Source organism: Cognatundibacterium jejuense (assembly GCF_014284255.1).
Lineage (GTDB): Bacteria > Pseudomonadota > Gammaproteobacteria > Burkholderiales > Burkholderiaceae_D > Undibacterium > Undibacterium jejuense.
Genome location: NZ_JACOFV010000001.1, coordinates 171,682 through 185,812 on the forward strand (window position 1 = coordinate 171,682; position 14,131 = coordinate 185,812).

Sequence of the window (14,131 nt, forward strand, 5' to 3'; positions counted from 1 at the left end):
AGAATTTTTACTATTTGGACGATTTTCATGGCAACTGCAGTCGAAACTTTAGATAAATTGGAGCGCCGCCTCACGATTTCTTTTCCAATCGCTGATGTGAAATCAGAAGTTGAAAAGCGTTTGAAGGTACGTGCACGTACAGCAAAAGCACCAGGCTTCCGCCCAGGCAAAGTGCCAATGAAAATGGTCGCTGCGCAATACGGCTATCAAGTCGAAAATGAAGTGTTGAATGATAAAGTTGGTCAGGCATTTGCTGCTGCGGCTAACGAAAACAACCTGCGTGTAGCGGGTTATCCTAGTATAGAGCCAAGCGCAAACGAAGGCGTAGCTGAAGGCACTTTGGCTTTCAATGCAACTTTTGAAGTGTATCCAGAAATCGTTGTTGGCGATTTGTCGGCTGCTGAAGTTGAGCAAGTTAAGTCAGAAGTGACTGATGCCGAAATCGACAAAACGATCGACATTCTGCGTAAGCAACGTGTACATTTCCACGTTAAAGGCGAAGAGGGTGCGCACGGTAATGGCGGTGCAGATCAATCTGCTCAAAATGGCGATCGCGCTACAGTTGATTTCGTCGGTAAAATCGACGGTGTTGAGTTTCCTGGTGGTAAAGCTGAAGGTTTTGCTTTTGTATTGGGCGAAGGCCGTATGTTGCCAGAATTTGAAGTGGCAACCATCGGTTTGAAAGCTGGCGAATCGAAAACATTCCCATTGTCGTTCCCAGAAGACTATCACGGTAAAGACGTAGCTGGTAAAACTGCTGAATTTACAATTACTCTGACAAAGTTAGAGTGGGCACATTTGCCAGAAGTTGACGCTGAATTTGCAAAAATGCTCGGCGTTGAAGATGGCGATTTGGTTAAAATGCGCGCCGATATCAAGGAAAACCTTGAGCGTGAAGTAAAAGGTCGTGTTAAAGCTAAGACTAAAGAAAGCGTCATGGACGCGTTGGTAAAGGCAGTTGCTTTTGACGTGCCAAAAACTTTGGTTGCGCAAGATGGTGAGCGTCTGGCTGAAATGACTCGTCAAGATATGGCTCAACGTGGTATGAACGTCAAAGACGTACCATTCCCGACCGAACTGTTTGCGGCACAAGCTGAGCGCCGCGTTCGTCTGGGTCTGATCCTGGCTGAATTGGTGAAGGCAAACAATTTGCAAGCAACTGCAGATCAAATCAAAGCGCAAGTTGAAGATTTTGCTCAAAGCTACGAAGATCCACAACAAGTTGTAAAATACTACTACAGTGATCGTAATCGTCTGGCTGAAGTTGAAGCCCTTGTATTAGAAGAAAACGTCGTTAACTATGTGTTGGGCAAATCAAAAGTGACAGAAAAAGTTCTGCCATTTGATGAGTTAATGGGTAATAACGCACAAGCTTAAGTTTAAAAAGGAAAACACATGACAGGCATCATCCGTAATTCGGCGTTGGATACAAATATGCTGGGCATGGTGCCTATGGTGATAGAGCAGAGTGGGCGTGGTGAACGCTCTTATGACATCTATTCCCGTCTCTTGAAAGAGCGTGTGGTTTTTCTGGTTGGTCCGGTCAATGATCAAACGGCAAATCTGGTGGTAGCTCAGTTGTTGTTCCTTGAGAGCGAAAACCCAGACAAAGATATTGCTTTGTACATTAATTCTCCTGGTGGTTCAGTTTCTGCTGGCATGGCGATTTACGATACGATGCAATTTATCAAGCCAGATGTATCAACGCTGTGTACTGGCTTAGCGGCTTCGATGGGTGCATTTTTGTTGGCTTCTGGTGCGAAAGGCAAGCGTTTTTCGTTGCCTAACTCTCGTATCATGATCCATCAGCCACTTGGTGGAGCGCAAGGTCAGGCATCTGATATTGAAATTCAGGCACGCGAAATTTTGTATTTGCGTGAACGTCTGAATGGTATTCTGGCTGAAAAAACTGGTCGTAGTCTTGACCAGATAGCAAAAGATACTGATCGTGATAATTTCATGTCAGCAGATGCAGCAGTTGAATACGGTTTGATTGATAAGGTGCTGACTCATCGCGCTTAATTGCTCAGAATTGGATGAACGCCCGCTCCTGAACAGGTCGGGCGTTTTTTTATTCGTTTCTATTATTTGGGAATTGTTTGCAAACTTAGTTCATGCAATGACTAAAATTGTTTTTGCAGGTAATATGCTTTCCATTCCGATCTAATTCATTTTGTTTTTTTCATATTCGCACTATGCCCGATAAAAAATCCTCCAGTGGTGAAAAGCTGCTCTATTGCTCCTTCTGTGGCAAGAGTCAACATGAGGTTAAAAAGCTGATTGCAGGGCCTTCAGTCTTTATTTGCGATGAGTGCATAGACTTATGTAACGATATCATTCGCGATGAAGTGTCTGAAATTGACAATATTGCCAGTGCAAAGACAGAGTTACCAACCCCGCAAGAAATTACCGATTTGCTGGATCAATATGTTATCGGTCAGGTCAATGCGAAGCGTATTCTTGCCGTCGCCGTGTATAACCACTACAAGCGCCTTAAGCATTTGGGTAAAAAAGACGACGTGGAATTGGCTAAAAGTAATATCTTGCTGGTAGGTCCTACTGGTTCAGGTAAAACCTTGCTGGCGCAAACTCTGGCCAGAATGCTGAACGTACCGTTCGTGATCGCCGATGCAACCACGCTGACTGAAGCTGGTTATGTGGGTGAGGACGTAGAAAACATCATTCAGAAATTGCTGCAAAACTGCAATTATGAAGTTGAGCGTGCCCAAAAGGGTATTGTTTATATTGATGAAATTGATAAAATTTCACGTAAATCTGACAATCCATCAATTACTCGTGACGTTTCAGGTGAGGGCGTGCAGCAAGCCCTGCTGAAATTGGTTGAAGGTACGATGGCGTCTGTGCCGCCACAAGGTGGCCGTAAGCACCCAAATCAAGATTTTATTCAGATTGATACCACCAACATCATGTTTATCTGTGGTGGCGCGTTTGATGGCTTGGCGAAGATCATTTCTGATCGCTCAGAGCGTAGTAGCATAGGCTTCTCTGCAAGTGTGAAGAGCCAGACTGAGAAAAGTGCAAGTCAAGTCATGCAAGATGCAGAGCCGCAAGATTTGATTAAGTTTGGTCTGATCCCCGAATTGGTTGGCCGTTTGCCAGTGATTGCCACTTTGAACGAATTAGACGAGGCAGCCTTGATCCAGATTTTGGTCGAGCCAAAAAATGCCCTGATTAAGCAATATGCCAAATTGCTTGAGATGGAAGGTACTGAATTGGAAATCCGTCCGGCGGCGTTGCAGGCGATTGCTAAGAAGGCGATTGCGCGTAAGACTGGCGCGCGCGGTTTGCGTTCTATTCTTGAGCATGCCTTGTTAGACGTCATGTACGATTTGCCTAGTCATCAAAACGTTGAAAAGGTCGTCATCGACGAAGGCACTATTTCAAACGGTGCTAAGCCATTGTTGATCTATCAAGATAAGCCAAAGGTATCCGGCGCGTAATTGTTGGCCGAGATCACTTAAATTTGTTAAAAAAAGGGGAATATTCCCCTTTTTTTTATGGTTATTGTGCGATTTAATTTGAATCGCAGTAGAATAAACTCAAATAAATTATAGCTTCAATCGCAAAGCTACCCGGAGATCCCCTCTGCGTGGCTTTTTTTATTGTTTTTCCAAAAGATGGGCTTGTGTTTTAGCCTTGTGCGCCAACATTAACAACTAGTATTTACGAAAGGTGCGCCATGACGACTACTCTGAATCCCGAGCAAATCCAACTGCCTCTGCTGCCGTTGCGTGATGTGGTTGTATTCCCCCATATGGTTATTCCGCTGTTTGTCGGACGTCCAAAGTCAATTAAAGCTTTGGAAGCAGCGATGGATCAAGGTAAAAGTATTATGCTTGCTGCGCAAAAAGCAGCGGCAAAAGATGAACCATCGGCTGATGACATTTACGAAATAGGCTGTGTTGCCAATATTTTGCAAATGTTGAAATTGCCAGATGGTACGGTAAAAGTTTTAGTGGAAGGTGCGCAGCGTGCACGTATTCATAAAATTCATGACTCCGACTCACATTTCACTGCTGATTTGACGCCTGTTGCTGCGGTTGAGGAAGATGATTCCGAAGTTGAAGCAATGCGTCGTGCCATTGTTCAGCAGTTTGATCAATACGTTAAGTTAAACAAAAAAATCCCACCAGAAATCCTGGCATCGTTATCAGGTATTGATGATGCAGGGCGTCTTGCGGACACAATTGCTGCTCACCTACCGCTTAAGTTGGAGCAAAAGCAAGTCATTCTGGAAATTTTCAGTGTTGCCAAACGCCTTGAACACTTACTTGGTCAACTTGCGGGCGAATTGGATATTCTGCAGGTCGAAAAGCGTATCCGTGGGCGTGTTAAGCGCCAGATGGAAAAATCGCAGCGCGAATATTATCTGAACGAGCAAGTCAAAGCGATTCAGAAAGAATTGGGCGAAGGTGAAGAGGGCGCTGATATCGATGAGCTTGAGAAAAAGATCATTGCTGCCAAAATGCCTAAAGAAGCACGTGATAAGGCTTTAAACGAGCTTAAAAAGCTGAAAATGATGTCGCCGATGTCTGCCGAAGCAACGGTCGTACGCAACTATATCGATACCATCGTCGGTTTGCCTTGGAAGAAAAAATCCAAGGTCAATAACGACCTCGCGAACGCCGAAAAAGTGCTTGAAGACGAGCATTATGGACTGGATAAGGTCAAAGAACGCATTCTGGAATATCTTGCAGTTCAACAACGTGTTGATAAGCTGAAAGCGCCAATCTTGTGCTTGGTTGGTCCTCCGGGTGTGGGTAAGACGTCGCTGGGTCAGTCGATCGCGCGCGCAACGAATCGCAAGTTTGTTCGTATGGCACTCGGTGGCGTACGTGATGAAGCTGAGATTCGCGGTCATCGTCGTACTTATATCGGCTCTATGCCAGGAAAAATTTTGCAAAGTCTGGCCAAGGTAGGTGTGCGCAACCCCTTATTCTTGCTCGATGAAGTTGATAAAATGGGTGCCGATTTCCGCGGTGATCCTTCTTCTGCTTTGCTGGAAGTGTTGGATCCTGAGCAAAATCACACGTTCTCGGATCACTACATTGAAGTGGATTTCGATTTGTCTGACGTAATGTTCGTGGCGACGTCGAATTCCTACAATATCCCAGCGGCATTGCTGGATCGTATGGAAGTGATACGTTTGTCCGGTTATACAGAAGACGAAAAAACCAGCATCGCACAACGTTATTTGTTGCAAAAACAAATTAAAAATAATGGTCTGCAAGAGGCTGAGATTAGCATTGCAGAAAGTGCGATTCGCGACATCATTCGTTACTACACCCGTGAAGCAGGTGTGCGATCGCTTGAGCGTGAGATTTCCAAAATTTGCCGCAAAGTTGTGAAAATGCTTTTGCTCAAGAAGAATGAGAAAAAAGCCACAATCACTTCAAAAAATCTCGACAAATACCTCGGTGTTCGTCGTTACGATTTTGGTGTGGCAGTCAAAGAAAATCAAATCGGGCAAGTGGTTGGTCTGGCCTGGACTGAAGTGGGTGGCGATCTGTTGACGATTGAGGCTGTAGCAATGCCAGGTAAAGGTGGTGTGATACGTACCGGTACTTTGGGTGACGTAATGAAGGAATCAATCGAGGCAGCTCGTACTGTGGTTCGTAGCCGTGCTAAACGACTAGGTATCAAGGCAGATGTTTTCGAGAAAAGTGATATCCACATTCACGTCCCTGAAGGGGCAACGCCAAAAGATGGACCATCGGCTGGTATTGCGATGACCACTGCATTGGTGTCCGTGTTTACGGGTATTCCAGTTCGCGCAGATGTGGCAATGACGGGTGAGATTACCTTGCGTGGCGAAGTATTGCCAATTGGTGGTCTCAAAGAAAAGTTGCTGGCAGCACATCGCGGCGGCATCAAAACGGTATTGATTCCAGAAGAGAATGCAAAAGATCTGGCAGAAATACCTGATAACGTCAAAAACAAACTGGAGATCGTGCCAGTGCGTTGGATCGATAAAGTGCTCGAAATCGCTCTCGAGCGCCAACCTGAACCACTGCCGGAAACTGAAGCAGAAGTGGCGGCTGCTCCGGCGGTTGATGCAACTAAAGATTTAACGGTTGTGAAGCATTAATTAACCACGAATATCTTTGTGAAGTCTAAAAGCGCCTGAATATATTTCGGGCGTTTTTATTTTCAGAATTTGTTTCTGTAACTGTGACTATTGGAAAAACTGCATCTGAGATACATTGGGTGTTTCTAACTTATAGGGCTATCCCAACTAATCAGCAGCTTGCTGTAAGGTGATGTGCATTAGTTTAAATCCGGCGATGTTGTGTTTTTGAGTTGCACACATTTATCAGATTTTCAGTATTGATGAGTTAGATGTCGGACCGTATGCAAACATTGAGCGTCAACTATGGGTGCGCTGCCGAGTAATTAAGTTATTATATAAGCTATAAATTACGACCAACAACAGGCGGTGCCAGCAGGTGAAGTTATATCAGCCAAAGAAATCATGAATGTAAAACACGCTCTTCTTTTTGTTATGCTCTTGTTAAGCGCAGCTTATGGTAAAGCTAACGAAATTTACCAGGAAGCTTCGTCCGAAAAAAATGAGACGCCTCCGAACATTGGTTGCTCTTCGCAACCTGGTGCAAACAGGGTAATACACAAGATTTTGCTCGGCCGACATGTGGATGGGCCGTTTTTTTATCACATTTGGTCTCAGTACGTTATTATTATTTCTCCGTCAATATTAATTCAGCATATTAAATCGCAAGTCGAAAAATATCCAAACGCTGGTTCATACTATGACTCGCTTCTTAAGAAGGTTGAAGCTGACATGCCGATCAAGGAAGATACGCACATAGAAAAGTATCTTCTTCAAGATTCTAATGTTATTAATGAAATTCAAGACATCATATTTGGACTCTTGAGTGAGGGTAAAGTGCAAGTGCGTATTCTCACATCCGCGTCAAAAGCACCGCTTCCGTTTATTCATGCGGTAGATAATAGGGTGGGAGACTGGATTTTTCGTTCATTTTGCACTCCAGACGGTGGTGAATTCTTCAATCACCTCTCTGGGAGCCCTACGATTAACTAGAGTTTTCAAACCTGTTGGCGTCGGCTCGTCAATATTCACTGAGAGTCAACACCTTAACCTATTCAGGTTCGTCAACGTCAGCAACGGGTGCAACTAAGTCGGTCAACATAAAAAATTATTGTCAATTTAGCTTCCGAAGTTAGTTTGTTGAGTAGGTGTAGTACGTGCCGCAATGCTGTTTGGGTGAATTGGATGGGGTGGTGTGTCAATCTTGTGATGATCAGTATTGAACTTAGTAAATGCCGCGGAATACCGTACGTTTAATTTTAATGTGTCGAAAAATTTCCGTACGGATACTTCCGATTTGACTTGGTGTATTTTTTTTTGTGACTTAAACCCAGTTCCGCATCAAACCAACAGCTAGACCTTCCAATGAAAAATCTGCTTCATGATCACTGATTTTAATGGTGGAATAATCGGGATTTTCCGGGATTAGCTCGATTTGGTTGCCGGTTTTTTTGTAGCGTTTAACGGTGACGTCGTCCCCCAGTCTCGCGACGATAATTTGGCCATTGCGGGCGCTGTCGGCTTTTTTGACAGCTAGTAGATCGCCATCCAGAATGCCGGCATCACGCATAGACATGCCGCGTACCTTGAGTAAAAAATCTGGTTTAGCTGAGAATAAAGCCGGGTCTACCTGGTAGCTTGCTTCTATGTGTTCGCTCGCCAAAATTGGTGAGCCCGCGGCTACACGCCCTACGAGTGGCAAGCTAAACTGTATGCTTGCAGGGTGCGGTAGGTTGAAGGATGGACCGGTGATGTGGTTCGATAATTCCGACTCTAACAGGCGTATCCCGCGCGAGGTGCCAGCGGCAATTTCTATTACGCCTTTTCTGGCGAGTGCTTGCAAATGTTCCTCTGCTGCATTGGTGGAGCGAAATCCTAGCTCAGTCGCAATTTCGGCGCGGGTCGGAGGGAAGCCGGTGTTCTGGATGGCGTCCTTGATGAGGTTCAGGATCTGCTCCTGGCGGGCGGTGAGCTTTAGCATGGGATGTGCCGCGCCGTAATAGCGCTGTATGTATAGACAGTCTGTATTTTTATACAGTGGAGCAATATGTGCAAGGGAATTTTTGATTTAATTGAGATTTAAGCAAAAATTCTTCAACGGTGTTGCAGCGCTTCTTATTGTGCTTGGTTTTATTTTCAGTGCGTACAGTGACTGTGAAATGTTGCATATATTCTAAAAAAGCCATGTTTTATGTGCTTTTACGATCTATGTGCCTGAATTAATTGAATAAATCAAAAAAGTGAGTTATTATCATCGGCTTTCCTCTTCCTGCACTCGTCTTGACGCCGAGGCAGGCTATTTTATTGTCCACAAGGAGAATATATGCGTCATTATGAAATCGTATTTATCGTACATCCCGATCAAAGCGAGCAAGTTCCTGCGATGATCGAACGTTACAAAGCTAGCGTTGTTGCACGTGGTGGTCAGGTTCACCGCGTTGAAGACTGGGGCCGTCGTCAACTGGCTTACATGATTCAAAAATTGGCTAAAGCACACTATGTTTGCATGAACATCGAGTGCGATGCAGAAACATTGCTTGAGCTGGAAACAGCATTCAAATTCAATGATGCTGTTCTGCGTCACCTGACAGTCAAAATGAAAAAAGCTGAAACAACTCCATCTCCAATGATGAAAGCTGTTCAAAAAGAAGACGCAGCTAAAGCACAGCGCGTTGAAGCACCAGCTGCTTAATTTTTGATTTGAAGAAGGTCGTATAAAAAGAAAGTGAACCAATTAAAACTCGTGGCGCGCATTGTTGAGAAATCAGCCTTGCGATATACGCCAGCAGGGGTGCCTATTGCAGCAGCAGTGCTGATACATGGTTCGCAGCAAACAGAAGCAAATATTGATCGAAAAGTAGAATTTGAAATAAATGCCCAGGCAGCTGGAAGTATTTCAAAACAATTTGATGATTTGCCTCTTGATGTTGAAATGGTGTTCACTGGATTTTTAGCACGTAAAAATCGCAACAGCAAAAGTCTCGTGTTTCACATTAATGAAATCGGGACGAATTTACTAGATTAGGAGCCTAAAATGGCATTCGGTAAAAAATTTGATAAAAGCAAATTGAAGCAAAAGCGTCAGCAACAAAATCCTTTGTTCAAACGCAAAAAATTCTGCCGCTTCACAGCAGCAGGTGTAGAACAAGTTGATTACAAAGACATCGACACATTGAAAGATTTCGTGCAAGAAAACGGCAAAATTATGCCAGCACGTTTGACAGGTACTAAAGCTAAGTACCAACGTCAAGTTGATACAGCGATCAAGCGCGCACGTTATTTAGCGTTGTTGGCTTACACAGATCTGCATAACGCGTAATTGACGACAAGTACTAGGAGAAAAATATGCAAGTTATTCTGATGGATAAAGTCGTTAATCTCGGCAATCTCGGTGATGTAGTTAAAGTGAAAGACGGTTACGCTCGTAACTTCTTGATCCCACAACGTATGGCTCGTCGTGCAACTGCAACTGCAATTGCTGAGTTCGAAGCGAAACGTGCTGAATTGGAAAAAGCAGCGGCAGCTAAATTGGCAGCAGCACAAGCTCAAGGCGAAAAATTGGAAGGTTCTACCGTCCAAATCACGCAAAAATCTGGTGTTGATGGTCGTTTGTTTGGTTCCGTTACTAACTTTGACATCGCTGAAGCGTTGGCAAAGCATGGCGTTACTGTAGAAAAAGCACAAGTACGTTTGCCACAAGGTCCGTTGAAGACTGCTGGTGACCACTCCGTTTCTGTTGCGTTGCATACAGACGTAGTAGTCAACGTTACTGTTTCAGTGATCGGCGAGCACGCTTAATAGCGGGTTCAATGCTTACTTTAAAAAAGCCGGGTTTTCCCGGCTTTTTTTATGAGTGTTAAAAATAATTTATATGATTTTTATGATGTTGTTTGAAAAAAACATCTCGTTATTCTCGTCATTTGTATCTAATAGTAACTCGATTTAGCAGGTATAATGCGCGCCATGAAAGCCGCTTCTGATCCACAAATTGACGCTATTCGCGTCCCTCCACATTCCATTGAAGCAGAGCAATCTGTTCTTGGTGGCCTCTTGCTAGATAATGCCGCCTGGGATCGTATTGCTGACTTTATTGGTGAGGATGATTTCTATCGCTATGATCATCGCATTATCTTTCAATGCATGGTTAAGCTTATCAATGGCTCCAAGCCTGCTGACGTCATTACTGTTTTTGAGGCCCTTAATAGCGCCGGTAAAGCGGATGATGTTGGTGGCTTAAGCTACCTGAATGCCCTTGCACAAAACACGCCATCTGCCGCCAACATTCGCCGTTATGCGGAGATTGTACGGGACCGCGGTGTGTTGCGTAAATTGATTACTGTCTCAGACGAAATCGCTGGCAATGCGTTTAACCCTCAGGGTAAAGAAGTGAAGCAAATGCTTGACGAGGCAGAGTCTAAAATCTTTGCTATTGCCGAAGAAGGATCTCGCGGCGCACAAGGTTTTCAGGCAATTCAGCCTTTACTGACGCAAGTCGTTGAGCGTATTGATGAGTTGTATAACCGGGATAACCAAAATGATATTACTGGTGTGCCGACCGGTTTCGTAGATCTAGATAAAATGACCTCGGGTTTGCAGCCTGGTGATTTGATTATTGTCGCTGGTCGTCCATCGATGGGTAAAACGGCGTTCTCGCTCAATATTGGTGAAAACGTGGCAATTGATAGCGGTTTGCCTGTTGCCGTGTTCTCCATGGAGATGGGTGGTGCCCAATTGGCGATGCGTATGCTGGGTTCCGTAGGTCGTTTGGATCAGAGTCGTTTGCGTGTTGGTAAATTAAGCGATGAAGATTGGCCACGTCTGACTCATGCGATCCAAAAAATGAACGATGCGCAACTATATATCGATGAAACGCCGGCGTTGAGTTCGATTGAGTTGCGTGCCCGTTCACGTCGTTTAGCGCGTCAGTGTGGTAAGTTGGGTTTGATTATTGTCGATTATTTGCAGTTGATGTCCGCCAACGTTGCCGGTGAAAATCGTGCGACTGAAATTTCGGAAATTTCCCGAAACTTAAAAGGTCTGGCAAAAGAATTGCACTGCCCGGTAATCGCGCTCTCCCAGTTGAATCGTTCATTGGAGCAACGCCCAAATAAACGTCCGGTGATGTCGGATTTGCGTGAATCCGGCGCTATTGAGCAGGATGCTGACGTGATTATGTTTATTTACCGCGATCAGGTTTATAACCCCGATTCGCCGGATAAAGGTACCGCAGAAATTATTATTGGTAAACAGCGTAATGGTCCGATTGGTAGTGTGCGCCTGACCTTCCTTGGCGAATACACCAAGTTTGATAATTATGTTGGTTCGTTGTCTGTCTACGGAGACAGTGAGTAATGCTGATTTGAAGCCGCTGAATTATTTGCAGCGGAAAATTTTAAGTGCATATGTATTTTTAACATGTGCAAGTTGTAACCCTATTAGTTTCTATTTTCAGTGAGAAAAAAATGTTTGGACGCTTGATGCCTACCGAAGGTAAATTCTTTGAACTCTTCAATCAGCACGGTGAATTGTGCGTTAAAGGGGCGAAGGAAATGCTTGCCTTGATGACCAATTTTGATGATCTCGAAAGTCGTGTTCATGCAATAGAAACGATTGAAAAGCAAGCAGATACGGTCACGTTCAATACAATAGAATTGCTGCATAAGACATTTATCACGCCAATCGACAGAGATGATATTCATAAGTTGATCACTAGGATGGACGATATTTTGGATCTGCTTGAGGATGCTGCGCAGACGATATCTTTGTATGACATACGTGAAATCACTCCTGAGGCGAAACGTTTGGCAGAACTATGCCTGGCTTGTGCTGAAAAAGTGAAAGCGGCAGTGGCATTGCTGCCAAACATGAGTAATTCGCGCGAAATTCTGACTATCTGCGAGGAAATTGATCGCATTGAATCTGATGCTGATCATGTCATGCGTGCAGCGATGTCAAAACTGTTCCGTGATGAGCCAGATGTGCGCAATTTGATTAAATTGAAAGCAATCTACGAAATTCTGGAAACAGTGACGGATCGTTGCGAAGATGTGGCCAATATTATTGAAGGCATTATTGTTGAGAATGCCTGATAGTGGTATCGATGTGCCGGGGTCGTACTATTAGCGATCCCGGTGCGAAGTTGTTGAAAAAAATTTTACCCTCCCATGAGGGTAAGTAAAATAGAGTTGATTTTCCCCATGCAAACCTTCCAGATCAGCATACAAGTTCTTGTTTTTTTGATTGCGCTGGCAATCTTGTTTGACTTCATTAATGGTTTTCATGACGCGGCTAATGCGATCGCTACCGTCGTATCTACCGGTGTTTTAAAGCCACAAACGGCCGTCGCGATGGCTGCATTCTTCAACGTGATTGCCGTCTTGTTTTTTCCTTTAACTGTAGCCGCAACCGTAGGTAAGGGGACGATTGATCCTGCGATTGTTGATCAATACGTGATATTTGGGGCTTTGACCGGCGCCGTGTTCTGGAACCTCGTGACCTGGTACTTTGGCATTCCTTCGTCTTCTTCGCATGCTTTAATTGGTGGTTTGGTAGGTGCAGCGGTGGCCAAATCCGGTACCGGAAGTCTGGTTGCTTCAGGTCTGGTAAAAACCATTGTCTTCATCGTGGTTTCACCATTGCTGGGCTTTGTGCTTGGCTCGCTCATGATGTTGATTGTTTCATGGTTGTTTGTGCGTTCCACGCCGATGAAGGTTGATAAGTGGTTTAGACGTTTGCAATTGTTGTCAGCATCCATGTATAGCCTCGGCCACGGTGGCAATGATGCGCAAAAAACCATTGGCATTATCTGGATGTTACTCATTGCTAGCGGCCATTTGGCACCAAATGACGGAATTCCCGTCTGGGTGATTGCGCTTTGTTATAGCGCGATTGGCTTGGGTACCTTGTTTGGTGGTTGGCGCATTGTGCAAACAATGGGACAAAAAATTACTAAGTTGAAGCCAGTCGGAGGTTTTTGTGCTGAAACCGGTGGTGCTATTACTTTATTTATCGCTACTGCAATGGGTATTCCGGTGTCGACTACGCATACCATTACTGGCGCTATTGTTGGTGTGGGGTCGGCGCAAAAAATGTCTGCCGTGCGCTGGGGCGTCGCGGGTAATATTGTGTGGGCGTGGATATTGACGATTCCTGCATCTGCTTTCGTTGCTGCAGTCGCTTGGTGGATAGGGCATCACGTACTTTGATTTTCACCTGAGCTGGCAAAAATAAAAAACCGCGTATGACGTTTTGTCTGTGCGGTTTTTTATATTGATGTTGAGTGCTTACATTTGTTTAAATAGGTGGACAAAGCTTCTCGATACCTCGAGCTTTTCGGTTGAGCCTTTGATCTGAACCAAATGCCGTCCGCGTAAGTCGCGTACCACGCCGGAAATAGCTTTGGCGTTAACTAAGGTGGAGCGATGAATTTGCCAAAATAAAGCGGGATCAAGTTCTTCTGATAGGTCTCGCACTGGTTTGCGGATCAGTGCCTCATAGCTCCCCGTTTGCACCCTGGTGTACTTTTCATCTGATTGGAAAAAGAGAATTTCTTCGACAGGGATTAAGCGTAACTCTTGTCCAATCGATGCTTGTATCCATTGCAGATAATTTGGTTTGCTGGCGATTCCCATTTGTTTCGCTAACTGGCTCAACATAGCGCTCATGTCGTTTGGCTGCGTATGACTATTCAGGCGCGATTTGAGGCGATCAACAGTTTTGCTGAGTCGATCAACATCGGCAGGTTTGAGTACATAATCAACTGCACCGTGATCAAATGCTTCTATCGCATATTGGTCATAGGCAGTGATGAAAACGATATGTGCTTTATTGCCAATTTCTTTTGCTGCCTCTAAGCCGGTTTTTACGGGCATACGTATATCCAGAAAGACCAGGTCCGGTTGGTGCTTTTCAACGAGCTGGATAGCTTCTTCACCATTTTTTGCTTCTTCTAGTATTTCCAGTTCTGGCCACACCTGTTCCAGGCGTGACTTAAGTTGGTCACGCATTAGTCTTTCATCATCAGCGAGAATTGCGGTTGGCATA

14 protein-coding genes are annotated in these 14,131 nt (G+C 44.6%); 12 read left to right on the forward strand and 2 right to left on the reverse strand.

From position 1 onward, the window contains the following. Positions 1-27 precede the first annotated feature (27 nt). The 5 genes from tig (at position 28) to H8K32_RS00855 (ending at position 7,081) form a co-directional block, all read left to right on the forward strand. On the forward strand, positions 28-1,377 hold the full coding sequence (gene tig / locus H8K32_RS00835) for a trigger factor (protein WP_186910568.1): 1,350 nt from the start codon (positions 28-30) through the stop codon (positions 1,375-1,377). A gap of 18 nt (positions 1,378-1,395) precedes the next feature. Beyond that, positions 1,396-2,022, forward strand: a complete 627-nt coding sequence (gene clpP / locus H8K32_RS00840) for an ATP-dependent Clp endopeptidase proteolytic subunit ClpP (RefSeq protein WP_281388283.1) — start codon at positions 1,396-1,398, stop codon at positions 2,020-2,022. 173 nt (positions 2,023-2,195) lie between these two features. Then, positions 2,196-3,461 (forward strand): ATP-dependent Clp protease ATP-binding subunit ClpX, encoded by a 1,266-nt coding sequence (clpX, locus tag H8K32_RS00845; protein ID WP_186910569.1) that lies wholly within the window; start codon positions 2,196-2,198, stop codon positions 3,459-3,461. 239 nt (positions 3,462-3,700) lie between these two features. Continuing rightward, the gene (lon, locus tag H8K32_RS00850; RefSeq protein ID WP_186910570.1) at positions 3,701-6,109 is read left to right on the forward strand and encodes an endopeptidase La; all 2,409 of its coding nucleotides are present in this window, start codon (positions 3,701-3,703) and stop codon (positions 6,107-6,109) included. A gap of 348 nt (positions 6,110-6,457) precedes the next feature. After that, complete coding sequence (locus tag H8K32_RS00855; RefSeq protein ID WP_222612974.1) at positions 6,458-7,081, forward strand: hypothetical protein; 624 nt, start codon at positions 6,458-6,460, stop codon at positions 7,079-7,081. Positions 7,082-7,412: 331 nt separating this feature from the next. Here the strand turns inward: H8K32_RS00855 and lexA are convergent, their stop codons facing one another. Then, positions 7,413-8,069, reverse strand: a complete 657-nt coding sequence (gene lexA, locus H8K32_RS00860) for a transcriptional repressor LexA (RefSeq protein WP_186910572.1) — start codon at positions 8,067-8,069, stop codon at positions 7,413-7,415. 342 nt (positions 8,070-8,411) lie between these two features. Here lexA and rpsF point away from each other — a divergent pair, with 342 nt between their 5' ends. The 7 genes from rpsF (at position 8,412) to H8K32_RS00895 (ending at position 13,293) form a co-directional block, all read left to right on the forward strand. Further along, entirely contained in the window at positions 8,412-8,780 is a 369-nt protein-coding gene (gene rpsF / locus H8K32_RS00865; RefSeq protein ID WP_186910573.1) for a 30S ribosomal protein S6, read from the forward strand. A 33-nt stretch (positions 8,781-8,813) separates the two neighbouring features. Further along, positions 8,814-9,113: a primosomal replication protein N gene (gene priB / locus H8K32_RS00870; RefSeq protein ID WP_186910574.1), complete on the forward strand. Its 300-nt coding sequence runs from the start codon at positions 8,814-8,816 to the stop codon at positions 9,111-9,113. A gap of 9 nt (positions 9,114-9,122) precedes the next feature. Beyond that, complete coding sequence (rpsR, locus tag H8K32_RS00875) at positions 9,123-9,407, forward strand: 30S ribosomal protein S18 (protein ID WP_186910575.1); 285 nt, start codon at positions 9,123-9,125, stop codon at positions 9,405-9,407. 26 nt (positions 9,408-9,433) lie between these two features. Continuing rightward, positions 9,434-9,886 (forward strand): 50S ribosomal protein L9, encoded by a 453-nt coding sequence (rplI, locus tag H8K32_RS00880; protein ID WP_186910576.1) that lies wholly within the window; start codon positions 9,434-9,436, stop codon positions 9,884-9,886. Between the two features lie 165 nt (positions 9,887-10,051). After that, positions 10,052-11,440 (forward strand): replicative DNA helicase, encoded by a 1,389-nt coding sequence (locus H8K32_RS00885; protein WP_186910871.1) that lies wholly within the window; start codon positions 10,052-10,054, stop codon positions 11,438-11,440. A 110-nt stretch (positions 11,441-11,550) separates the two neighbouring features. Then, entirely contained in the window at positions 11,551-12,177 is a 627-nt protein-coding gene (locus tag H8K32_RS00890) for a DUF47 domain-containing protein (RefSeq protein WP_186910577.1), read from the forward strand. Positions 12,178-12,285: 108 nt separating this feature from the next. After that, positions 12,286-13,293 (forward strand): inorganic phosphate transporter, encoded by a 1,008-nt coding sequence (locus H8K32_RS00895; RefSeq protein WP_186910578.1) that lies wholly within the window; start codon positions 12,286-12,288, stop codon positions 13,291-13,293. A 78-nt stretch (positions 13,294-13,371) separates the two neighbouring features. Here H8K32_RS00895 and H8K32_RS00900 read toward each other — a convergent pair whose 3' ends face one another. After that, entirely contained in the window at positions 13,372-14,130 is a 759-nt protein-coding gene (locus H8K32_RS00900) for a LytR/AlgR family response regulator transcription factor (RefSeq protein ID WP_186910579.1), read from the reverse strand. Position 14,131: the final 1 nt, after the last annotated feature.